The organism is Bordetella genomosp. 10, assembly GCF_002261225.1.
Classification (GTDB): domain Bacteria; phylum Pseudomonadota; class Gammaproteobacteria; order Burkholderiales; family Burkholderiaceae_B; genus Bordetella_C.
This window is the reverse complement of record NZ_NEVM01000001.1, coordinates 755,905-776,708: the sequence shown is the minus strand read 5'-3', so window position 1 is coordinate 776,708 and position 20,804 is coordinate 755,905. Positions and strand designations below refer to the sequence as shown.

The following is a 20,804-nucleotide window of genomic DNA, read 5'->3' as shown; positions in this document are numbered from 1 at the left end:
TCGCCATCTCGCTTATGGAAATACAATAGGATTGTATTATGCTAATACACAAACGACGGCAATGGGATGGTCCGCCGCCGCGTTTCAACCCGTGGAGATCACAGTCATGGCAATGAGGCCGGAATTTCAGTCAGAGCAATTCAGGAAAGGCCTGGAAGTGCGTCGCGCCGTCGTCGGTGACGCCTACGTGAACAAATCGCTGGACAGCGCGGACGACCTGACGGCGCCCTTGCAGAAGCTGGTCACGGAGTATTGCTGGGGAGACGTGTGGACCCGGCCCGGCCTGGAGCGCAAGACGCGCAGCTTCCTGAACCTGGCGATGCTGATCGCGCTGAACCGGCCGAACGAGTTGCGCCTGCACATGCGGGGCGCCATCAACAACGGCATCACCAAGGCCGAGATCGTCGAGGTCGTCCTGCAGGCGGCGATCTATTGCGGCGTGCCCGCATCGCTGGACGCCATGAAGGCCGCGCGCGAAGTGATCGCCGAGATGGAAAAGGACGGTCCGGTCGCCTGATCCGCCGGCTCCTTACGCGCCTGCCTTCTACTACACGGCGACGGCCTGCGCCGCCAGCGATTCCTGGAGTATCGCTATCGCGACGTTGGCCGCGTTGCGCACGTGCTGGCTGCCGGCGGCCCGGGCCGCCTTGCCGTCGCGCGCCTCCAGCGCCTGCATGAGCACGGAGAGTTCCGCCACGCTCTGCTTGGCGCGGCCGGGCGCCTGCATGGAGGTCGACCGCAGCAGCATGACGCGGGAATTCAGGAGCCGCAGGGTGGTCATCAGGGCCTCGTTGCCGGCGCCGTCCAGCAGGCACTGGTAGAACGCGTTCTTGGCCGTGATCCGTTCCAGCGCGGTGCCGCGCGTGAAGGCCCGCTTGAGCGTCTGGAACGCCTCGCGCAAATCCGCCAGTTGCGCCTCCGAGGCGAATTCCGCGAAAAGCTGGCACGCCAGGCCTTCGAGCTCTTCGCGCACCTGGTAGATGCCGCGCGCCTGCTCGGGCGTCACCCGGGCGACCACCGGTCCCCGATGCGGGATGACGACGATCAGCCCTTCGGACTCCAGTTGCCGCAGCGCTTCGCGCACGAGGGTGCGGCTGACGCCGGTCATCTCGCAGAGTTCGCGTTCGGGAAGCCGCTCGCCCGCGGCGAAGCGGCCGACGAGAATCGCATTCCGGATGCTGTCCGTGACACGGTGGCGCAGCACCGAGGCAACGCGCTCGACCTTGAAATCGTCTTGTGTCTCTGCGGAAGAAGTCATGCGTCTTTGAGGCAAGAAGGGCCCGGCGCGGCAAGCGCCGCGGGACCGCTGTGGAACATCCCGAAGGTCGATAGTTTAGCCGGCAAATCCAGGCCATCCGGCCTGGTCTCGCGGCATCGCGCACGTCGCACATCTTGCGCACGTTGCACGCCGTGGTCTCCCTGACTATGATCACCCAATATGATCACTCAATAATACAATCCATCCATAATACCGAAAACAGGATGCGCCATGAGCCCGACCCTTCCCTCCCCGACCGACGGCGCCGCTGACGCCGGCGCCGTCAGCGCGGAACTCGCCCGTTTCATCGCCGCCAGCCAGTGGGAGGACGTCCCCGCGAACGTGCGCCACGCCGCCTGCCGCGCGCTGTTGAATTTCTTCGCGGTCGCGCTGTCCGCCGCGCGCACGCCGACGATCGAAGCCGCGCTGCGCGCCTATTCCCGCTTTTCCGCCGGTCCCCAGGCCAGCCTGGCGGGGCGCGCGGAGCGCGTGGACATGCCGACCGCGGCGGCGCTCAACGCCATGGCGGCGAATCTCTACGATTTCGACGACACGCATCATCCGACCATCATCCATCCCACCTCGCCGATCGCGCCGGCGCTGTTCGCCCTCGCCGAGGCCCGTCCCGTCAGCGGCCGCCAACTGCTGCACGCCTTCGTCCTGGGCGTCGAAGCCGCGTGCCGCATCGGCAACGCCATTTCACCGGAACACTACGCCCGGGGCTGGCACATCACGTCGACCTGCGGCGTCTTCGGCTCGGCCCTGGCGGCCGGCCGATGCCTGGGACTGGATGCCGCGCAAAACGTCCATGTCATCGGCGCGGCCGCGGTCCAGGCGGGCGGCCTGGTGGAAACGCTGGGCACGGCGGCCAAGAGCATCAGCGTCGGCAACGCGGCGCGCAATGGCCTGCTTTCCTCCTTCCTGGTCCTCGAAGGCTTCGACGGTCCCGCCCGACCCCTGGAGGGAGAGCGGGGATTCCTGCGCGTGGTGAGCGACGCGCCGCGCTTCACGGAGATCACCCAAGGGCTGGGAGAACGGTGGGAATTGTTGAACAACGCATACAAGCCCTACCCTTGCGGCGTCGTCCTGAATCCTGTCATCGACGCATGCCTGGACCTGGCGCGGGATCCGGCGATCGCCGACGGAGGATGGCGCGGCATCGCGTCCATCGAACTGCTCGGCCACCCCTTGCTGCGGCAGCGCACGGACCGCCCGGCCATTTCCAACGGCCGGCAATCGCAGGTCTGCGCCCAGCATGCGGTGGCGGTGTCGCTGGTCCGGGGACGCGCGGGTCTCGCGGAATTCTCGGACGAGGCGGCGGCCGATCCGACGCTGCGCGCCCTGGGATCACGCGTGGTCTTCCGCTACGACGCCGACATGTCCGTCGACGCCGTCAAGGTCCATGTCGTCTTCGCGGACGGCAAGACCTTGCAGCGCGACATCTCGGCCCCGCGCGGCTCCCTCGCCCGCCCACTGGAGGACCGCGAGATCGAACAGAAGCTGCGGCAACTGAACCACGATGGCGGCGTGAACGTGGATGCCGATCGCCTGATAGACGCGGTCTGGTCGCTGGAGCACGCCGCCGACGGATCGCTGCCCATGCGCCTGGCCACGCGTCCTTAGCGCGGCCACGGCGGCCCGCAAGGGACGCGGCGCCGGGCGGGCGCGCGTCCTTGGGGCATGGCCGTCAACGGTCAACGAACAGCCAACGAACGGTCAACGCATGGGCGAATAGTCCGTCGGCGCGAGAAAGTTGTTCTCGATGCGCTCGACGATGGCCTTCTCCGCTTCGCTGGCGGCGCGCTTGGCGATCCATTCCGGGTCCGCCTGGAAGGCGTTCCACTTGCGCTCGCGTTCTTCCATGCTGTCCCATTGCAGCATATAGGTCAGCGCGTGGTTGCTCGAACCGACCAGCGTCGTCCAGAATCCGATGGGCCGGATCCCGTATTTCTTGAAGAACTCCAGCGTCGTCTTGCTGAAGCGCTCGTTCAGCGCCGGCAGGCGGCCCGGCAGGCAATGGTAGATGCGTGTTTCGATGATCATTGGCGTTTCCTTTGCAGCGTCGCGTGACGCGGGTGACGCGGGTTCAGCGTCCCGCCTGAGCATACTCGGCTTGCGGCAGTTCTTCCTGCCAATCGGCCTTGCCCAGCGAGATGGCCAGGTGCGCCATGAAGGTATCGGCGGCCGCGCCGTGCCAGTGCCGTTCGTTGGGACGGATCCAGACCACGTCGCCCTGGCGGATTTCCTGCGGCGGCGAGCCGTCGGAACAGATCCAGCCGCGGCCCGCGGTCACGTGCAGGACCTGGCCGTACTCGTGGGCGTGCCAGAAGGTGCGCGCGCCCGGCGAGAAAAACACGTGGTTGATGCCGACGTTGTCCGACGTGGGCATGACCGGATCGGCCCACACCACGCCGGTGAACGTCGGACCACGCTGCTCCGAAGGCTTACCCTGGTCCCGGCCGTGAAATACTTGCATGTCGCTACTCCTTGGTTGAAACGCTATTCAAACGGACGCCGCCCGACACATCGCCGATGGCGTCCACCACCCGATTGCTGATCTGGTCGCCATAGCCCAGCGCGGTGGCCAGGCCGAAGCAGGCGGCCGGGCCGGCGGCGTTCAGCGACGCCACGCCCAGCTCGCGCGCCATGTCCACGTACAGCACCACGTCCTTGGTCATCAGCTTGCTGGTCAGGCCTCCCTCCAGGTAATCGCCGTCGACGATGAACGGAAAGCGCTTGAGCGAGGCGAAGTTCACCCCGCTGCTGCTATTGATCACGTCCAGCAGGCGATGCAGGTCCAGGCCCGCCTTCTTGCCGGCCACCATGACCTCGGCCGTCGCCGCCAGGCTGACCGCGTTCAGGAAATTATTGAGCAGCTTGGTGGCATGCCCGGCGCCGCTGGCGCCCATCGTCACCACCTTGGCGCTGATGGGCGCGAATATCCAGTCCAGGGCCGCGATGGCGCCGGGGTCGCCGCCGACCATCAGCGTCAGCGTGCCCTTCTCCGCCGCCGCCGCGCCGCCCGATATGCCGGCATCGACATACTGTACGCCAGACGCCGCGAAGCGCGCACCCAGGCGCACGGTGGAACTGGCCGCCGCCGTGCTCAGGTCGACCACGATCTGGCCGGGACGGCAGTTTTCCAGGATGCCGCCCGGGCCCTCCACCACGGCCTCCACCACCTTGCTGTCGGGCAAGGACAGCAGCACCACGTCGGCGCCGGCCACGACGTCGCCAATCGTCGCGGCGGCCTCGGCCCCCGCCGCCGACGCGCGCGACGAGTCGGTGTCGAAGCCCAACACCGCGATGCCGGCGTCGACCAGCCGGCGCGCCATGCGTCCGCCCATATTGCCCAAACCGATGAAGCCGATTCGATTCCTGTCCATTTGCCTACCTTCCTGATTTCCTGATGTCGTGTCCGACCCACTCAACCCACGCAGCGGCGGGCAACCCGCCTACTTGCCCGGCCAGATCGGCTTGGCCACCGCCTGCGCCTCCGGGAACACGGTGACCGGCACGCCGTTCTGCCACTGGATGACCGTGAGCGTCGCGCCGACGCGATGCCCGGCCTCGTCGAACTTGATCACGCCGCCGGGGAAATACGGGCTGGGCCCCTCGTCCAGCGCGTGCATGGCCTGCCCGACGGCCTCGCGGTCCGCCTTGCCGGCGCGTTCCAGGGCCGCCTTCATGATCCATATGTCGCCATAGGTCGAAATGGCGTTCTGCGTCATCCAGGGCTCCTTGTATTCCGTCTTCATGCGCTGGATCAAAGCTTCCTGGCCCTTGGCGCCCCAATTGCCGACGGCCGACATGACGCCGTTGAGCAGCGCCGGGCTGACCGTGTTGACCACCTCGGGCTCGGCGATGGCGATGCCGAAGGAGATCACCGGCACCTTCACGTTGGTCTCGTTCATCTTCTCCAGGATGAGCTTGGCGTCGGAGATCACGGTAGGCAGGAAGAACAGCAGGTCGGGCCGCCGCGAGCGCACGCGCTGGATCAGGGACGAGGCATCGGCCAGCGGCGGCGTGAAGGTCTCGTCGACGACCAGCTCCAGGCCGTTCTTCTTCAACAGGCCGTCCTTCAGCGCCTTGACCGTGGACAGCGAGGCAGCCGTGTTGTCGGTCACGATGGCCACGGTCTTGGGACGCTTGCCCGAGGCCTTCTGCGCCAGTTCGAGAATGCTGGGCAGGGCGATATCGGCCTGCTTGCCGGCCGGCGCCGAGGTCTGGAAGATGTACTTGAAGCCGCGCGAGGTGATGAGGTCGGAATACGACAGCGTCAGCATCGGCAGCTTGGCCCGCTCCGTCACCTCGGTCACGGCCAGGGTGAAGGAGCTCAGGTAGGCCCCCGTGGCGACGACCAGGTCGGGGTAGTCGGACACCATGCGCTCGGCCGCGCTCTTGGCCTTCTCGGTGGAATCGCCGGAATCGACCACCACCAGTTTCAGCTTGGCGCCGCCCAGCGCCTTGATGCCGCCCTGGTCGTTGACGTCCTTGACGCCCATCTCCGCGCCCATGCGCATGACCTGCCCGTAGCGCGCATAGATGCCCGACATGGGCGCGATGAGGCCGACGCTCACCGGCGCCGGCTCGGCCACGGCGCCGGCGCCCGGCAGCAGGCTCGCAGCCAGGGCCACGCCCGCCATGAAACTGAAAACCGCGGATTTCTTCTGCATGTCGATCTCCTCGCCTTTCCCGCCCGCTCGGGGCGCTTCACGTTCTACATCCCAAGGTATGCGCGGCGGACGCGGTCGTCCGCCTGCAGCGTCTGATGCGTGCCTTCCAGCACCACGCGCCCGGTTTCCAGCACGTAGCCCCGGTCGGCGTACTGCAGCGCCTCCGCCACCCGCTGCTCCACCAGCAGGATGGTCAGGTTCGCTTCCCGCCGGATGTCGATCAGGCGTTCGAAGATGAAATCGGCGACGGCGGGCGCCAGGCCCATCGACGGCTCGTCGAGCATCAGCAGGCGCGGCGACGACGCCAGGCCCCGGCCGATCGCCACCATCTGCTGCTCGCCGCCCGACAGCGTGCCCGCCAGTTGCCGCGCGCGCTGTTCGAGCACGGGAAACCAGGCATGGATGCGCTCCAGGTTGCGGGCCCAGTCGCGCCGCCCGGCCTCGGTATAGGCGCCCATCTCCAGGTTCTCCCGCACGGTCATCGAGGCGAACACCTGCCGCCCTTCCGGCACGTGGGCGATGCCCAGGTGCGGGCGCCGGTCGACGGGCACCGCGAGCAGGTCGCGCCCGTCGAAACGGATGCTTCCCGAGCGGGCCGCGACGCTGCCCGAGATGGTCTTGAACAGGGTGCTCTTGCCCGCGCCGTTGGGGCCCACGACGGAGACGAACATCCCCTCGCCGACCGTCACCGATACACCCTTGAGCACCGGCGCCGCGGAATAGCCCGCCTCCAGTCGATCGATCTCAAGCAGCATGTTGCGCGCTCCACTTCTTGCCCAGGTAGGCCTGCACCACCTGGGGATCGCGGGTGATCGACTGCGGGTCGCCCCGGGTCAGCACCTGGCCGTGGTCCAGCACCAGGAACTCGTCGACCAGGCGCACCATGGTCTGCATGGTGTGCTCGATGATGACGACGGTGACGCCTTCGGCCGAGAGCGCCCGGATGGCGCCGACGATGTCGTCGACCTCGCCATGCCCCAGGCCGGCCAGGGTTTCGTCCAGCAGCAGCAGTTCGGGCTGCCCGGCCACGGCGCGGGCCAGCTCCATCAGGCGCAGCTCGCGGGTGGTGAGCAGCGCGGCGATCTTGCCCGCGCAATCGGACAGGCCGACGCGCGCGATGGCCTGCGCCGCCAGCGCCTCGGCCTGCGCCTCGTCCCGGGCGCGCACGTAGGCGCCCACCTTGACGTTCTGCGCCACCGTCAGCCGCATGAAGGGCCGCATCACCTGGAACGTGCGGCCCACGCCCGCCGCGCACAGCACGTGCGGCTTGCGGCCCGCCATGTCCACGCCGTTGACGATCACCTTGCCGGTGTCCGGCCGCAGGAAGCCGTTGAGCAGGTTGAACAGCGTGGTCTTGCCCGCGCCGTTGGGGCCGATGATGCCCAGGATCATGCCGCGGCGCACCGAGAAGCTGACGTTCTGCACGGCCTTGAGCCCGCCGAAACTGCGCGATACCGATTGCACGTCCAGGATGATGTCGCCGGCGGCGGGCGCGGCGGACGCGGCGTTCGAGGACCGGGCGGGCTGGACGGACGGGGCAGACGAGGTGGGCTGGGCAGGCTCCGTGGGCTGGACGGGCTGGAGCGTCCGTGGGCGGGGTTCGTCCTCGCCCTCGACGCCGGCCGGTCCCGCGGTCCCCGCGGCAGTCGCCGCAGCCATGGCCTGGCCGCGTTCGGCCCTGCGCCGCTGCAAGGCGTCGCGCAGCTTCCAGAACACGCCCTCCGGCGCCGCCAGGATCACCGCGATGATGGCCACGCCCAGTATCACCCCCTGGATGCCCGGATAGGTGGCGCCCAGCTCGGCATGCAGCAGCTCGCCCAGCGGCACCAGGATGGCCGACCCGATGATGGGCCCCCATACCGTCCCGACGCCGCCGAACATCGACACCGTGAGCGCCTGCGCCGACACCAGCATGCCGAACACCGAGGACGGCGTCACCACCAGCAGCACCACGGCGTAGAAGGCGCCCGTGGCCCCCGCGATGGCGCCGCTCAACGCGATGGCGCGCAGTTTCCAGCGCAGCGTGTCGATGCCGGCGGCCTCGGCGGCCGCTTCGTTCTGCTTGATGGCGATGAGGGCCATGCCGAAGCGCGTGCGCTCCACGCGCAGGGTGATCCATGCGAACACCAGCAGCATGGCCAGGCCGACCACGGTGTAGTAGCGCCGGTCGGCGAACTGCATGAACAGCGCGGGATGCTCGCGCTGCATGGGAAAGGTCACTTCCTGCAGTCCCAGCCACTCGAATACGTACAGCAAGGCCAGCGGATACGCCAGCATCGCCAATGCGAAGTAGTGCCCGCGCAGGCGGAAGGTGGGCAGGCCCACCAGTACGCCGGCGACGGCGCCGATGGCGGCGGCCAGCGGCAGCATCGCCCAGGGCGACAGGCCCAGGTAGATCTGCCCCAGCACCGTCGCGTAGGCGCCCAGGCCGAAGAAGGCCGCATGGCCGAAGGAGACCAGGCCCGTGTAGCCGCTGAGCATGTTCCAGGACAGGCCGAAGCAGGCCCACACCAGCACCAGCGTGAAGATCAACTGGTGGTACGCATTACTCACCAGCAGCGCGGCGGCCAGGTAGATCGCCGCGAGCAGCAGCAACGCCAGGGGAGTCGACAGTCGTTTCATCACGTCCGCTCCGATACCCGGCCGAACAATCCCTGCGGCCGCAGCATCACGATCAACAGGAAGAACACGAAGATCGCCGCGTTCTGCAATTGCATCGGCAGCACCAGCGCGGACAACTGCTGCACCAGTCCGATCGCCATGCCGCCCCAGAACGCCCCCAGGATGCTGCCGATGCCGCCCAGCACCACGCCGGCGTACATGATGATCACGTACTCCAGGCCGACGAAGGGATGGAAGGGGAAATTGGTGGCCAGCAGGCCGCCGGCCAACGCCGTCACGCAGGTGCCCAGGGCGAAGGCGAGGCGGTATGAGCGATTGACGTCGATGCCCATGTAGGAAGCGGCGACCGGGTTGTCGGCCGAAGCCCGCAGGGCCTTGCCCAGGCGGCTGCGCGCGATCACCGCCCACAGCACCAGGATGGCGGCCACCGAGATCAGCGCGGCCACGGTGCGGCCCTTGTTGGCGAACACGCTGACGTAGTCGCCCCACAGCGGGCCGATCTCCCAGGCGCTGCTCGACAGCGGCGTGCGCAGCGACACCAGTTGCGGGCCGAACACCATCATGCCGCCGTTCTGCAGGATCAGGGCGATGCCCAGCGTCAGCACCAGTTGGGCATAGTGGCCGTCGCCGTCGAGCGCGGCGCCGCGCCGGCCCGTGACGCGGGAAATCAGGAAGCGGTGCGCCAGGTAGCCCACCGCGAACATCACGGGCACGGCCAGCAGCACCGACACGTAGGGCCCCAGCACGGAGCCCGCCAGCCAGTGCGCGCCCAGCAGGATGGAGAAGTAATACGTCACGTACATGCCGAGCATCATGAAATCGCCCTGGGCGAAATTGATGACGCGCATGATGCCGAAGATCAGCGCCAGCCCGACGCACATCAAGCCATACAGGCCGCCGACCAGCACGCCGGCGGTGAGCGCCTGCAGGAAGGCCTCGACTTGGATCTGCAATCCGGTCATGTCCATGGCGAAGGGGCCGCGTCAGTAGCCTTGGACGGTCATCGCGCCGTCCACCTTCAGCGTGACGCCGGCCACCGTCGCGCTGGCATCGGACGCCAGGAACACCGCGACCTCGGCGATGTCGGCGCCGGTGGCCAGGCGGTTCAGCGGCGTGCGGCCGCGCCGCTTGGCCCAGCCCTCCTCGGTAATCACCGAGCTCGCGCCGGGCGTGACCACGGGTCCCGGCGCCAGCGCATTGACGCGGATGCCGTGCGCGCCCAGCTCCACCGCCTGCTGCCGGGTCAGGGTGTCCAGCGCGCCCTTGATAGCGCTGTACACCGCCGCGTTGGTAATGGACACCGACACGGCCACCGAGGACAGGTTGATGACCGCGCCGCCGCCGCGCGCGACCAGGTGCGGCGTGGCGGCCTGCAAGGACCACAAGGCGCCCTTCAGACCCACGTCTATCATCCGGGACACCTTGTCCTCGGGCATGTCCACCAGCGGCGCGTAGTAGAAATAGGCCGCGTTGTTCACGAGGATGTCCAGGCCGCCCGCCCGCGCCGCATAGGCGTCGACCACGCTTTTCACCTGCGCCCGGTCGGAGACGTCGCAGGACAGCGCCTGGACGCCCGGCAATTGGCGCGCGGCCTCGGCCAGGCCCTTCGCGTCGATGTCCAGTATCCCTACGCTGGCGCCTTCGCGGAGGTAGGCCCGCGCGATTTCCAGGCCGATGCCGCCGGCGCCGCCGGTGACGACCGCGACTTTTCCTTCGAGCACTCCCATACCGTCTCCTTTGCGCGCGGATGCCGGCGTTGCCGGCCGCGTCGTCTTTTTCCGGATAGTTATTATCGTTGTACCTTTGTACTATAGACTGATTGTATGATTGAATACCAGTCACACAAGCATTTCATTTAAGGATTTACCCTGATCCCGCCCAGGGCGTGCCGCGGCCGCCGCGCCCAACCGGACAGAACGCAGGACACAACGACAGGAGACAACCATGAGCACCGCTTCCGGGCACGCCCCCGATCCGTTCGAGGTCTATGCCATCCGCTACGCGCATCACGCCAATCGGCGCGCCTCCGACAACTACCTGGGCACCGTCGATTTCCATGACGCCGACTCCGACCTCGACTACTTCGTGTGGGTCCTGCGCCGCGGGCAGGAGGTCTACCTGGTCGACACCGGCTTCGGCGAAGACGCGGCCTCGCAGCGCGGCCGCCAATTGCTGATGCGGCCGGCCCAGGGGCTGGCCTTGCTGGGCATCGACGCCGCGTCGATACGCGACATCGTCATTACCCACCTGCACTACGACCACGCGGGCACGCTGGGCGACTTTCCCGCCGCCACCCTGCACGTGCAGGACGCCGAGGTCTCCTACGCCACCGGCCGCTGCATGTGCCACGCGATCATGCGCCACCCGTACGACATCGAGGACGTCGTCGCCTTCGTGCGCCGGGTGTACGCGGAGCGCGTGAAATTCCACCGCGGTACCGTCGAGCTCGCGCCCGGCCTGTCCCTGCACCTGGTGGGCGGCCACTCCGCGGGCCTGCAGATCGTGCGCGTCTGGACCCGGCGCGGCTGGGTGGTGCTGGCCTCGGACGCGTCCCACCTGTACGGCAACATCGGCCGCAATGCGCCCTTCCCGCTGGTGCACAACGTGGCCGACATGCTGGAGGGCTACGCCATCGTGCGCGCCATGGCCGATTCCGAGGCCCACATCGTGCCGGGCCACGATCCCCTGGTCATGCAGCGCTACCCCGCGCCCGACGCCAGCCTCGAAGGCAAGGTGGTGCGCCTGGACGTCGCGCCTTCCGCCTGAACCCCGCCGCGCGCCGGGCCGCGCCGGCGCGCGGCGCAGCCTGGGCCGGCGGCGCGGGCCAGGCCGGCGACGCCTAGGGCTTCTTCGCACGGACCTTGACGCCGGCCCAGTCCTCCACGACGCGGGCCACGTCGGCATAGTCGGCGTCCTGGCCGCAAATGGCGGTGGTCATCACCAGCATCTCGCGCACCGACGAGCCCACCACCATGGGCACGCCGCGCAGTTCGGCTTCTTCCAGGCACAGGCGCACGTCCTTGTGCGCCAGGCGCGCGGCGAAGCCCACGTTGAAGGTGCCGGTCAGCACCGCCTTGGGGAATTTCTCCATGGTGGCGGAGTTGCGGCCCGAGCCGGCATTGATGACGTCGATCATGACGCTCGGGTCCAGCCCGGCCTTCACGCCCAGCGCCATGGCTTCCGACGTAATGGCCACCGCCGTGGCCGACAGCAGGTTGTTCGCCAGCTTCATCACCTGGGCCTGGCCGGCCTCGGCGCCGAGATAGAAAGGCTTGCCGAAATTGCCCAGCACCTGCGTCAGGGCCTCGTAGCGCGCCGGCGGGCAGGCGACCATGATCGCCAGCGTGCCGCGCTCGGCGCCGCTGACGCCGCCGCTGATGGGCGCATCGACGTACTCGATGCCCTGCGCCGCCAGGATCTCGAAGGCGCGCCGCGCCGCCGCGGGGCCGATGGTCGACAGGTCGACCACGCACTTGGCCCGGCTCGCCCGCGCCAGGCCCTGCTCGCCGCCCAGCACCTTCTCCACCACCTTGCCGTCGGGCAGGCTGAGGAACACCACGTCGGCCGCGTCGCCCACTTCCCGCGCGCTGCCGTGGGCCACGGCGCCGCGCGCCGCCAGCGGCTGCACCGCCGCCGGATTGCTGTCCGTGACGTGCAAGGTGCAGCCGGCGTCGAGCAGGCGCCCCGCCATGGGGCCGCCCATATTGCCCAGTCCAATGAATCCGTAGATCGTGTCGCTCATTTCCTTCCTCCAAAAAGTCTCTATTCCGCTTGTTATCCCCCCAAAGGCATTTTTCGCCTTCAAAGGCCCAGCGGCAAAAAATAAAGCACCCACGCCGCGCCCGAGCGCGGCCGCGGGTTCAACGGGGTTCCAGGCCGATCTTCCTGGCCAGGTCGGCGAACTGCTTCTGGTCGCGCCTCAAGGTGTTCGTGAAGGCCGCGGGATTGCGCTCCTCCGGCGACGGGACCCGCGCGGCCAGTGTATCGATACGCTCGCGGAAGGCGGGCGTCTGGACCGCCTTGGACACCGCGTCGGCCAGCTTGGCCACCACGTCCTTGGGCATCCCCTTGGGACCGACCAGCCCATTCCATATCTGCAGGTCGAACTGCGGCACCCCGCCCTCGGCGAAGGTCGGCACGTCCGGCATCTGCGGCAGGCGCTCCTTGGATGCCACCGCGATGGCCTTGACCTGCTTGCCTTTATGCAGGGGCAGCATGGTGACCGTCTGGTCGAGCACCGCCTGGATGGTGCCGCCCATCAAATCGGTGATGGCCGGACCCGACCCACGGTACTGGATCAGCTCGGCCTTCACACCGGCCATCTGCAGGAACAGCGCCTCGGCCAGATGGGCGGTCGTGCCGGGGCCGCCCGAGCCGAAATACAGCTTCAGCGCGCCGCTGCGCATGCCCTTCAACATGGAAGGCAGGTCCTGGATGCCGCTCTGGTTGCTCACGCTGAGCACCATGGGGACGTTGGCGACCGTGCCGATCGCCGTCGTGTCCTTCACGATGTCCAGGCCGGCCTTGGGATACAGCAAGGGAATCAGCACCATGGACTGGTTGCTGAACATCAGCGTGTAGCCGTCGGCCGGCGAGCGGGTCAGCCGCTGGAAGCCGAGCAGGCCGCCCGCGCCGGTGACGTTCTCCACCACGAAGGTGTTGTTCGTCACCTTGCCCAGCTCGGTGGCCAGCAGCCGGGCCAGCGCGTCCAGGCTGCCGCCCGGCGCCACGCCAACGATGATGGTGACGGGCTTGGACGGAAAACTGTCGGCGGCCGCGGCCGTCCGGCCCAGGCCCAGGCACAGGGCGATGCCGGCCAGTGCGAATGCGATGCGTCGTTTCATGGTGTCTCCTCTCTTCGTTTTGGGGCGGCCTTTCCGGCCTTGTTGGTCCAGGTCGGGAATACGGTCAACGCCTGCCCAGCAGATGGATCAGGGACCGGATGGAATCGGCCCGGTCCAGATGCCTGACGGCCTCCAGGCAGGCCGCCGTCGCGTCCGCCGGCAAGCCGGCGCGCGGGAACAGGCGCAGGAACTTGTCCTCCACGTCGCGCCAATCGATGCCGCGCGCGCCCGACCCGCGCGGCGCGACGCAGACGCCGCGATGCACGCTGCCGTCCTTCATGTGGATGGCGACCGTGCCGCCATGCCGGTGCGGAAAGCGGTCCGGCAGCGGCGGCGGATCGGGATCGAACTCGACCTTGTCCTGCAACGCGGCGATCGCCGGATCGGCCATCCTGGCCTCGTCCATGTGCTGCCAGGAGAAGCCGTCGTCGGCGATGGCCGCGGCGACGAAATAGTGCAGGCTATGGGCGGCGTCGACGAGATTGCGCGGATGCGGCTCGCCCTTGAAATCGGTCCACTGCACCGCCGACGACACGACGATGCGCGCGATATCGTCCTGCCGCACGCGGCCGGCGCGCGCCGCCTCGGCCGCCGCCTCGGCGGTGGCGTGGAAGGGATGGGCGCCCGGCATCAGCTTGATGGCCATGTCGGTCACGATGTCCCAGGAAGCGCCCCAGTCGCGCACGATGTCCTCGCGCGCCTGCCCGCCCAGGGCATCGAGAAAGCCGCGCGGCCGCTCCAGCACGCCCAGCTCGCTCTCGAAGCCGCGCTGCGCCGCCAGCGCGGCGCGGATGCCCGTGCTCGCCGCCAGGCCGGCGTGATACTCGCGGGCCCAGCTCGTGTCGGCCGCGATGGCCATGCCGCCTATCGACGTCGCCGACAGCGCGATGGCATGGGCCAGCCGCCGCGCATCCAGTCGCAGCAAGCGGCCGGCCGCGACGCAGGCGCCGAACACCGTGGAATAGGAGCCATGGAAACCGCGCTGCATGCGCGCGGGCGTCAGCGACTCGTCGATGCGGCCGGCGACCTCGTAGCCCTGCACCATGGCGGCCAGCACGTCGCGGCCGCTCGATCCCTCGCGCTCGCCCACCGCCAGCGCCACGCTGGAGACGATGGTGCCGATGTGCGCGATGCTGCGCATATCGCTGTCGTCCGAGGCGGCCGCGTCGCTCGCCACCGCGTTGACCCGCGCGGCGTTCGCCAGCGGCAGGCGGCGGCGGTCGAACCAGACGGCAGCGGTCTCCGCGCCGCCGTCGGCCAGCTCCAGCTCGCGGATGATGCGGGCGGACGCGATGCCGTAGCCCACGGCGGCGCTGGCGAGCGTGCTGGCCAGGCTCATCTTGGCATGCTCCAGCGCCAGCGCCGGAAGTTCCTCGTCGGGAATGGACAGGACGAGATCGGCCAGCCGGCGCGCCAGGGGCGGCGTCTCGGAAAGGGATTGCACGTTAGGTTTCCTTGGTACTTGGTCGTTCTTGGCGTGTCGCGGCGGAATCATTGCGCCGCCGTGCCCAATTCCTTCAGCACGGGCACCCACTTGGCCAGGTCCTGCCGCACCAGGTCCTGGAAGGCGGCGGGCTTGGGAATGGGGGTATCGGGCAAAGTGAAGCCCTGGCCGATCAGCTTGTCGCGCAGGGCCTGATTGCTCATGACCTTGTCCAGCGCCGCATACAGGCGCGCCGAAACGTCGGCGGGCAGCCCGGCCGGCCCCACCAGCCCCCACCACAGCGTCACCGAATAGCCCTTCAGGCCGCTCTCGTCCAGCGTGGGGATATCCGGCAAGAGGGCCGAGCGCCTGGGCCCGGTGACCGCCAGCGCGCGCAGCTTGCCCGACTTCACCAGGCCGATGGCCGCGGGCAGGTTATACAGGCCCATGTCGACGTCGCCGCTCAGGATGGCGCTCAGGCCCTGCGGCGCGCCGGTATAGGGGACGTGCATCATCGGCTTGTCCAGGTACTTCGCCACGGTGGCGCCGGCGATGTGGTGGCTGGTGCCCACGCCGCTGGACGAATAGCGGAAGGTCTCCGGCGGCTTGGCCTTGATGGCGTCCAGCAGCGCCCGCGCGCTGTGGTAAGGCGACTTCTCGGAGACGACCAGGAGATTCTGCACGTCGGCGATTTCGCTGATGAAGCTGAAGTCCTTGATCGAGTCGTAGCCGGGCGAACGGTAAAGCACCTGGTTGTTGACGAGAGTGCCCTGCGCGGCGATGCCCAGGGTGTAGCCGTCGGGCTTGGCGCGCGCGATGTCCACCGTGCCGATGGTGCCGCCCGCGCCGCCGCGGTTGTCCACCACCAAGGGCTGGCCCAATTGCTCGGCCAGCGCCGAGGCCACCACGCGCGACAGCGTGTCGGCGGCGCTGCCGGCGGCGAAGGGCACGACGAGCTTGATGGGATGGTCCGGGTAGGCCGCCTCGGCGCGCACGCCCCACAGGGCCGCGCAAGCGAACGGGAGCAACGCGCGGGCGAGCGCCCGGCGCCGATGAAGCGTGTTCATGCCGTCTCCTCCTGGGCCGGATCCTTGCCGCGATGCAACAGGCGGCGATCGGTCCGACACTTGATTTGTTTTTGTCTCGCAAGGCAGACTGTAGGCCGCTTCCTCTCCGGCGTCTGTGGAAATTTATTCCCGGATCATTTACTCCATCTCAACAATGCACAAACTGAGAAACCGACTGGGGCCGCTGCGGGTGCTGGACGCGGTGCATCGCAGCGGCGGCGTGGGCCGCGCCGCCGAACTCCTGCACATCACGCCGGGCGCGGTCAGCCACCAGTTGCGCCGCCTGGAGACCGAACTGGGCGTGCAACTGGTGCACAAGGACGGGCGCGACATCGGCTTCACCACCGCCGGTGCCGAACTGGCCGTGCAGGCGGCGCAGTTGTTCGACCAATTGGAGTCGGTGCTGGCGAGGGCGTCCGAAGCCGGCGCCAATCGCCGCATCCGGGTCAAGGTCATCCCCAGCCTCGCCATCAAATGGCTGATGCCCCGGCTGGGGTCGCTCTACGCGCGGCACAGCGACATCGACATCGAGGTCGCCACGGTCGCCCGCGCCGACGACACGGACCTGCACAACGCCGATTTCGTTGTGCGTTGCGGCAACGGCCGCTGGCCGGGCTTGCGCGCCGACCTGCTGTTCGCGGACGAGCTGGTGCTGGCCTGCGCGCCGTCGATGGCCGAACGCCTGCGCGCCCCCGAGGACGTATTGCGCGAAACCCTGCTGAAGTCGATGATCGCGCCGGACTGCTGGGACCGCTGGCTGCTTTCCGCCGGCGTGGCAGCGGGCGGCGAGACGCGCTTCCTTCCCCTGGCGAACGCCGTGCTGTGCCTGCAGGCCGCCGCCGAAGGCCTGGGCATCGCGGTCACGCAACGCGCCTATATCGCGCAGGACTTCGCCACCGGCCAGTTGGTGCAGCCGCTGGCGCACAGCGCGCTCAGCGGCAACGGCTACTACCTCGTCAGCGATCCGGTCCGCGCGGCGGTCCCGCCGTTCAGCACCTTTGCCGACTGGATAGTCAGCGTGAGGTAGGCGCCATGGCCGGCCGGTCCGCTACCCATGGCGCGCGGTTTGTGGCCCGTGGTTTGTGGCCCGCCGTTTATGGCCCGAGCATGGCGACCGGCGGTTAGCGCCCACGGCTGGAAGGCGTGCGCTCGATGCCGGCCGCCGCCAACTCGCCGCGCATGAGCGCCGCGACCTCGCGCTGGCGCTGGAGCGGCAGACGGTCGTGCGGCGCCGTCACGCTCAGGGACGTGACGGGCCGGCGCGCGTTGCCGGCGATCGCCACGCCCACGGCCAGGACGCCCTGTAGCGCGTAGTTGCCCACCACGGAGTATCCCCGGGCGCGGCAGTTCTCGATCAGTTTCCGGATGGTCGAGACGTGCAGGTTTCCCCACTCCAGGTATTCGGCGGCGTTGGCTTCGATCACCTCATCGATTTCGCGCTGGCTCAGCGAGCCCAGCATCGCGATCCCGCCGGCGCCCACGCCCAGCGGCGAACGGCCGCCGATCGGCAACGACAGTATCTGCACGGGGTGCGAGCCGATCTCGCGATGCAGGCAGATCAGGTCGCGCTGGTCGCGGCGGGACAGGAAGACCGCGTTGCCGGTCTGGGCGGCGATCCTTTCCATGAGGGGCCGCATGCGCTTGATGAACATGGCCCACTCGCTGCCCGCATCGACTTCCGGCGCCGCCGCCACGAACGCCTTGCCGGACTCGTCCCGCCGGACGAAGCCCTCGGCTTCGAGCACGTCCAGCAGGCGATACACGGTAGGCCGCGTCATGTCCACCGCCTTCGCGATCTCGGCGGGCGCGAGCGGCCGCGTGCCGCGCTGCAAGTGCAGCAGGATGCGCAGGCCGCGCCGCAGCGCGCCCGGACCGGCAGCCTCGTCGCTCTGTTTGCTCACCGCCCGCCCCCCAGTCCCCATGCCCGGCATCGTAGTTTCGCCGCGCGCGACGCCGCGGGCCCGGCGGCTGTCCGGTATACGGACACGAAGCCTTCACCGGGCGCCGCGCCCATCGAACAATCCATCCGTCGCCGCATCGTGGCGCCGGACACCCAACGCACGTATACAACACTTTGCCCTGGGCCACCAGGGCGGGTCATGGAGACAGGAAGCACATGAAGGTACGCAAACTCTCATACGCACTCGGCGCCGAAGTCCTCGGATTCCAGGTGACGGACAAACCCTCCGCGGAAACGCTCAGCGAACTGAAGGAGCTGTTCCACCGGCACCAGGTTTTGCTGTTCCGCGACCAGGCCATCGGCTTCGAGACGCACATCGGCTTCAGCGCCCTGTTCGGCGAGCTGGACGATCACTCCCACGTTCCGGAATACCGGTCCGGCAAGTATCCGCAGTTGATCGAGGTGACGAACGAAGGGAAGGAACGCAAGACGGTCTTCGGCCAGCAGTGGCATTCGGACCATTCGCAGACGATCTGCCCCAGCATGGCGTCGCTGCTGCATGCGCACGAGCTGCCCGAGGTCGGCGGCGAGACCATGTTCACGAACATGTACATGGCCTTCGACACGCTCTCGCCCGGCATGCAGCGCCTGCTGGAGGGCATGCGCGCCGTCCATACCGTGGTGAACGCCGGGCACCTGAAGCGGATGGACGCGGAATCGCGGCGCCAGAAGGAACTGCGCAATCCGCCCGTGCTGCACCCGGTCGTGCGCGTCCATCCCGCGACCGGGCGCAAGGCGCTGTACGTCAGCGAGATGCTGACGAGCCGCTTCGAACACCTGACCGAGGAGGAAAGCGCGCCCCTGCTGCAATACCTGTTCAAGCACTCCGTGCAGCCCGAGTTCGTCTACCGGCACCAGTGGCGCAAGCACGATCTGCTGATGTGGGACAACCGCTGCACGATGCACCTGGCGCTGCTGGACTACGACCACGCGCAACTGCGCCGGCTGTTCCGCGCCACCATCCTGGGCGACCATCGCGGCGAATATCTCCAGCATCAGGAGGCGGCGGCATGATAGAGCGGAAAAACAATGTCCTGGAAGCCTTGCACCAGGACCGCGTGCCCGTCGGCGCCTTCGTGCAGATGCGCTGCGCCGAGATCGTCGAGGCGGCGGGACACGCCGGCTACGACTACGTCTGGATAGACTGGGAGCACGGCTCGTTCGAACTCGATACCGTGGTCGACATGATCCGCGCGGCGGAGGCCACCGGCCTCACGCCCATCGTCCGCGTGCCCTGCGGACAACCGGCCGAGATCGCGCGGGTGCTGGACGCGGGCGCCATGGGCATCATCGTGCCCCAGGTATCGACCGCCGAGGCCGCCCGGCAGGCGGTGGGGGCGGCCAAATACCGGACCGCCGGCTACGAGCCGGGACGCCGCGGCGCCTGTCCCCTGATCCGCGCCACCGGCCACCAGACGCTGGACTGGCCGGCGTATGCGCGCTGGGCCAACGAGAACACGACCGTCTGGCTGCTGGTGGAAACGATGGAAGGCCTGCGCAATCTCGACGAGATCCTCGCCGTCCCCGGCGTCGACGCCATCGTCCTGGGCGCGTTCGACCTGGCCGTGTCGATGGGCAAGGACGGCGATCGGCGCGACCCGGAAGTCGAACGCGTGCTCGACGGCATGATCGAACGCGTGCACCGCGCCGGCGTCGACGTGGTGGGCCTGTTGTTCGACGCCGGCCCCGAGGCCATGCGAGTATCCCGCGAACACTATGTCCGCGCCGGTTGCCGCATCCTGGTGGCGGGCAGCGACCGCCGCCTCCTCTCGAACGGCTTCGCCGCGACGCTCGCCGCAGCCAGGCCGGCCCCGGCTGTCCGGTAAATGGACAGCTTGTCTTCCGGCCGGCGAACCGGCCGACAAGAATACGAACCGCCTGCCCGCCCCGCCGCCGGGCGCCGAGGCAGGAACAGCCAAATATAAAACTGGAGACAACGATGCAAAACAAATGGCGATGTATCGCCCCCTCTTGGGCCCTGTTGGCGGCGCTGCTGATCGCGCCTTCCGTCCAGGCGGAAGTCTATCCATCCAAGCCCGTGCGGCTGATCGCGCCGGCGCCGGCCGGCGGCGGCACGGATTTCCTGGCTCGGCAATACGCGATGCACTGGTCCGAGCACACCGGCCAGACCGTGATCGTGGAGAACATCTCCGGCGCGAACGGGAACATCGGCGCGGCGCAGGTGGCGCGGGCGCCGGCGGACGGATACACGCTGCTGGCCTCCTACGTCGGCACGCAGGCGATCAATCCCAGCCTGTACAAGGCGATGCCGTACAACCCGGAGCAAGACCTGATCCCCATCGGCAACCTGGCGACGTACCCCTTCGTCATCGCCGTGAACAGCAGCGTGCCGGTCCACAGCCTGGCGGAACTGGCCGACTATGCCCGCGCGCACCCCGACAAGATGAGTTTCGGCAGCGCCGGCGTGGGCAGCGGCGGACACCTGGTCGGCGAGCTGTTCAACACCCGCAACCACGTCAAGCTGACGCATGTGCCGTACAAGGGCAGCGCGCCGATGATCCAGGACCTGGTGGGCGGCCAGGTGCAGGTCATCTTCGACACGCTGAGCACGGCCGGCCCCTTCATCAAGTCCGGCAAGATCCGCGCGCTCGCGCTGACCGCCGACCAGCGCGTGCCCGGCTATCCCGACATCCCGACCGTGAAGGAGCTGGGCGAGCCCGACATGGTGATCCAGGGATGGTATGGACTGTTCGCGCCCAAGGGCACGCCCGTCCCGGTCCTGGACGTGCTCAGCGCCAGCCTGAAAACGCTGCTGGCGTCCAAGGACTATCAGGAACGCGTGCGGTCGGCCGGATACACGCCCGCCACCTATATCGACCGGGACGCCTATGAGCGGTTCGTGCACGCCGAAACGCAGCGCTGGGGCGAACTGGTCAAGACCAGCGGCGCCACGGCGAACTAGCGTCGAGCCCCGGACGCGGGCCGGCTTCCGA

The 20,804-nt window shown here is 68.4% G+C and carries 21 protein-coding genes; 7 read left to right on the top strand and 14 right to left on the bottom strand.

Annotated elements, in window-relative coordinates; translation table 11 throughout:
- The first annotated feature begins 106 nt into the window (after positions 1 to 106).
- Positions 107 to 517 (top strand): 4-carboxymuconolactone decarboxylase, encoded by a 411-nt coding sequence (gene pcaC / locus CAL29_RS03350; protein ID WP_094851563.1) that lies wholly within the window; start codon positions 107 to 109, stop codon positions 515 to 517.
- A 30-nt stretch (positions 518 to 547) separates the two neighbouring features.
- Here the strand turns inward: pcaC and CAL29_RS03345 are convergent, their stop codons facing one another.
- Positions 548 to 1,258 (bottom strand): GntR family transcriptional regulator, encoded by a 711-nt coding sequence (locus tag CAL29_RS03345; RefSeq protein WP_094851562.1) that lies wholly within the window; start codon positions 1,256 to 1,258, stop codon positions 548 to 550.
- Positions 1,259 to 1,489: 231 nt separating this feature from the next.
- On the opposite strand from CAL29_RS03345, the gene CAL29_RS03340 reads away from it, so the two are divergent.
- Positions 1,490 to 2,881, top strand: coding sequence for an MmgE/PrpD family protein (locus tag CAL29_RS03340; RefSeq protein ID WP_094851561.1), 1,392 nt, complete (start codon positions 1,490 to 1,492; stop codon positions 2,879 to 2,881).
- Between the two features lie 93 nt (positions 2,882 to 2,974).
- Here CAL29_RS03340 and CAL29_RS03335 read toward each other — a convergent pair whose 3' ends face one another.
- Genes CAL29_RS03335 through CAL29_RS03300 form a run of 8 tightly spaced genes read right to left on the bottom strand, consistent with a single transcriptional unit; the run spans position 2,975 to position 10,283 of the window.
- Entirely contained in the window at positions 2,975 to 3,301 is a 327-nt protein-coding gene (locus tag CAL29_RS03335) for an NIPSNAP family protein (protein ID WP_094851560.1), read from the bottom strand.
- A gap of 43 nt (positions 3,302 to 3,344) precedes the next feature.
- Complete coding sequence (locus tag CAL29_RS03330) at positions 3,345 to 3,734, bottom strand: cupin domain-containing protein (RefSeq protein ID WP_094851559.1); 390 nt, start codon at positions 3,732 to 3,734, stop codon at positions 3,345 to 3,347.
- Between the two features lie 4 nt (positions 3,735 to 3,738).
- On the bottom strand, positions 3,739 to 4,689 hold the full coding sequence (locus CAL29_RS03325) for an NAD(P)-dependent oxidoreductase (protein ID WP_256977166.1): 951 nt from the start codon (positions 4,687 to 4,689) through the stop codon (positions 3,739 to 3,741).
- 24 nt (positions 4,690 to 4,713) lie between these two features.
- A complete protein-coding gene (locus CAL29_RS03320; RefSeq protein ID WP_094851557.1) occupies positions 4,714 to 5,934 on the bottom strand; it encodes an ABC transporter substrate-binding protein in 1,221 nt (406 codons plus the stop codon).
- 44 nt (positions 5,935 to 5,978) lie between these two features.
- Entirely contained in the window at positions 5,979 to 6,689 is a 711-nt protein-coding gene (locus CAL29_RS03315; protein WP_094851556.1) for an ABC transporter ATP-binding protein, read from the bottom strand.
- Positions 6,679 to 8,556, bottom strand: coding sequence for a branched-chain amino acid ABC transporter ATP-binding protein/permease (locus CAL29_RS03310; RefSeq protein ID WP_094851555.1), 1,878 nt, complete (start codon positions 8,554 to 8,556; stop codon positions 6,679 to 6,681). The genes CAL29_RS03315 and CAL29_RS03310 overlap by 11 nt, the downstream gene beginning before the upstream one ends.
- Entirely contained in the window at positions 8,556 to 9,524 is a 969-nt protein-coding gene (locus CAL29_RS03305; RefSeq protein ID WP_256977164.1) for a branched-chain amino acid ABC transporter permease, read from the bottom strand. Before CAL29_RS03305 ends, CAL29_RS03310 begins: the two co-directional genes overlap by 1 nt.
- 15 nt (positions 9,525 to 9,539) lie before the next feature.
- The gene (locus tag CAL29_RS03300) at positions 9,540 to 10,283 is read right to left on the bottom strand and encodes an SDR family NAD(P)-dependent oxidoreductase (RefSeq protein ID WP_094851554.1); all 744 of its coding nucleotides are present in this window, start codon (positions 10,281 to 10,283) and stop codon (positions 9,540 to 9,542) included.
- A gap of 217 nt (positions 10,284 to 10,500) precedes the next feature.
- On the opposite strand from CAL29_RS03300, the gene CAL29_RS03295 reads away from it, so the two are divergent.
- Positions 10,501 to 11,322 carry an N-acyl homoserine lactonase family protein gene (locus CAL29_RS03295; protein ID WP_094851553.1) on the top strand — a complete coding sequence of 274 codons (822 nt, stop codon included), beginning with the start codon at positions 10,501 to 10,503 and terminating at the stop codon, positions 11,320 to 11,322.
- 73 nt (positions 11,323 to 11,395) lie between these two features.
- On the opposite strand, the gene CAL29_RS03290 is transcribed toward CAL29_RS03295, so the two are convergent.
- From CAL29_RS03290 to CAL29_RS03275, 4 genes are all read right to left on the bottom strand, one after another.
- Positions 11,396 to 12,298 (bottom strand): NAD(P)-dependent oxidoreductase, encoded by a 903-nt coding sequence (locus CAL29_RS03290; RefSeq protein WP_094851552.1) that lies wholly within the window; start codon positions 12,296 to 12,298, stop codon positions 11,396 to 11,398.
- A gap of 118 nt (positions 12,299 to 12,416) precedes the next feature.
- On the bottom strand, positions 12,417 to 13,400 hold the full coding sequence (locus CAL29_RS03285) for a Bug family tripartite tricarboxylate transporter substrate binding protein (RefSeq protein ID WP_094851551.1): 984 nt from the start codon (positions 13,398 to 13,400) through the stop codon (positions 12,417 to 12,419).
- Positions 13,401 to 13,464: 64 nt separating this feature from the next.
- A complete protein-coding gene (locus CAL29_RS03280; protein WP_179283886.1) occupies positions 13,465 to 14,844 on the bottom strand; it encodes an MmgE/PrpD family protein in 1,380 nt (459 codons plus the stop codon).
- 47 nt (positions 14,845 to 14,891) lie between these two features.
- Positions 14,892 to 15,890: a Bug family tripartite tricarboxylate transporter substrate binding protein gene (locus CAL29_RS03275; RefSeq protein ID WP_094851549.1), complete on the bottom strand. Its 999-nt coding sequence runs from the start codon at positions 15,888 to 15,890 to the stop codon at positions 14,892 to 14,894.
- Between the two features lie 154 nt (positions 15,891 to 16,044).
- Here CAL29_RS03275 and CAL29_RS03270 point away from each other — a divergent pair, with 154 nt between their 5' ends.
- Complete coding sequence (locus tag CAL29_RS03270; protein ID WP_094851548.1) at positions 16,045 to 16,917, top strand: LysR substrate-binding domain-containing protein; 873 nt, start codon at positions 16,045 to 16,047, stop codon at positions 16,915 to 16,917.
- A gap of 94 nt (positions 16,918 to 17,011) precedes the next feature.
- On the opposite strand, the gene CAL29_RS03265 is transcribed toward CAL29_RS03270, so the two are convergent.
- A complete protein-coding gene (locus CAL29_RS03265) occupies positions 17,012 to 17,791 on the bottom strand; it encodes an IclR family transcriptional regulator (RefSeq protein WP_179283885.1) in 780 nt (259 codons plus the stop codon).
- Positions 17,792 to 18,006: 215 nt separating this feature from the next.
- Here CAL29_RS03265 and CAL29_RS03260 point away from each other — a divergent pair, with 215 nt between their 5' ends.
- The 3 genes from CAL29_RS03260 to CAL29_RS03250 all read left to right on the top strand — a co-directional run bounded on the left by CAL29_RS03260 (position 18,007) and on the right by CAL29_RS03250 (position 20,773).
- A complete protein-coding gene (locus CAL29_RS03260; protein ID WP_094851546.1) occupies positions 18,007 to 18,864 on the top strand; it encodes a TauD/TfdA dioxygenase family protein in 858 nt (285 codons plus the stop codon).
- Entirely contained in the window at positions 18,861 to 19,676 is an 816-nt protein-coding gene (locus CAL29_RS03255) for an HpcH/HpaI aldolase family protein (RefSeq protein WP_094851545.1), read from the top strand. Before CAL29_RS03260 ends, CAL29_RS03255 begins: the two co-directional genes overlap by 4 nt.
- A 113-nt stretch (positions 19,677 to 19,789) precedes the next feature.
- Positions 19,790 to 20,773, top strand: a complete 984-nt coding sequence (locus CAL29_RS03250; RefSeq protein ID WP_094851544.1) for a Bug family tripartite tricarboxylate transporter substrate binding protein — start codon at positions 19,790 to 19,792, stop codon at positions 20,771 to 20,773.
- The last annotated feature ends 31 nt before the right edge of the window (positions 20,774 to 20,804 follow it).

Excerpts from the sequence above, each read along its gene's own strand:
- CAL29_RS03295 (WP_094851553.1), top strand. The coding sequence starts at position 10,501 with ATGAGCACCGCTTCCGGGCACGCCCCCGATCCGTTCGAGGTCTATGCC.
- CAL29_RS03260 (WP_094851546.1), top strand. The coding sequence starts at position 18,007 with ATGAAGGTACGCAAACTCTCATACGCACTCGGCGCCGAAGTCCTCGGA.
- CAL29_RS03330 (WP_094851559.1), bottom strand. The coding sequence starts at position 3,734 with ATGCAAGTATTTCACGGCCGGGACCAGGGTAAGCCTTCGGAGCAGCGT.
- CAL29_RS03340 (WP_094851561.1), top strand. The coding sequence starts at position 1,490 with ATGAGCCCGACCCTTCCCTCCCCGACCGACGGCGCCGCTGACGCCGGC.
- CAL29_RS03335 (WP_094851560.1), bottom strand. The coding sequence starts at position 3,301 with ATGATCATCGAAACACGCATCTACCATTGCCTGCCGGGCCGCCTGCCG.
- CAL29_RS03255 (WP_094851545.1), top strand. The coding sequence starts at position 18,861 with ATGATAGAGCGGAAAAACAATGTCCTGGAAGCCTTGCACCAGGACCGC.
- CAL29_RS03315 (WP_094851556.1), bottom strand. The coding sequence starts at position 6,689 with ATGCTGCTTGAGATCGATCGACTGGAGGCGGGCTATTCCGCGGCGCCG.
- CAL29_RS03345 (WP_094851562.1), bottom strand. The coding sequence starts at position 1,258 with ATGACTTCTTCCGCAGAGACACAAGACGATTTCAAGGTCGAGCGCGTT.
- CAL29_RS03300 (WP_094851554.1), bottom strand. The coding sequence starts at position 10,283 with ATGGGAGTGCTCGAAGGAAAAGTCGCGGTCGTCACCGGCGGCGCCGGC.
- CAL29_RS03285 (WP_094851551.1), bottom strand. The coding sequence starts at position 13,400 with ATGAAACGACGCATCGCATTCGCACTGGCCGGCATCGCCCTGTGCCTG.
- CAL29_RS03275 (WP_094851549.1), bottom strand. The coding sequence starts at position 15,890 with ATGAACACGCTTCATCGGCGCCGGGCGCTCGCCCGCGCGTTGCTCCCG.
- CAL29_RS03320 (WP_094851557.1), bottom strand. The coding sequence starts at position 5,934 with ATGCAGAAGAAATCCGCGGTTTTCAGTTTCATGGCGGGCGTGGCCCTG.
- CAL29_RS03290 (WP_094851552.1), bottom strand. The coding sequence starts at position 12,298 with ATGAGCGACACGATCTACGGATTCATTGGACTGGGCAATATGGGCGGC.
- CAL29_RS03305 (WP_256977164.1), bottom strand. The coding sequence starts at position 9,524 with ATGGACATGACCGGATTGCAGATCCAAGTCGAGGCCTTCCTGCAGGCG.
- CAL29_RS03310 (WP_094851555.1), bottom strand. The coding sequence starts at position 8,556 with ATGAAACGACTGTCGACTCCCCTGGCGTTGCTGCTGCTCGCGGCGATC.
- CAL29_RS03270 (WP_094851548.1), top strand. The coding sequence starts at position 16,045 with ATGCACAAACTGAGAAACCGACTGGGGCCGCTGCGGGTGCTGGACGCG.
- pcaC (WP_094851563.1), top strand. The coding sequence starts at position 107 with ATGGCAATGAGGCCGGAATTTCAGTCAGAGCAATTCAGGAAAGGCCTG.
- CAL29_RS03250 (WP_094851544.1), top strand. The coding sequence starts at position 19,790 with ATGCAAAACAAATGGCGATGTATCGCCCCCTCTTGGGCCCTGTTGGCG.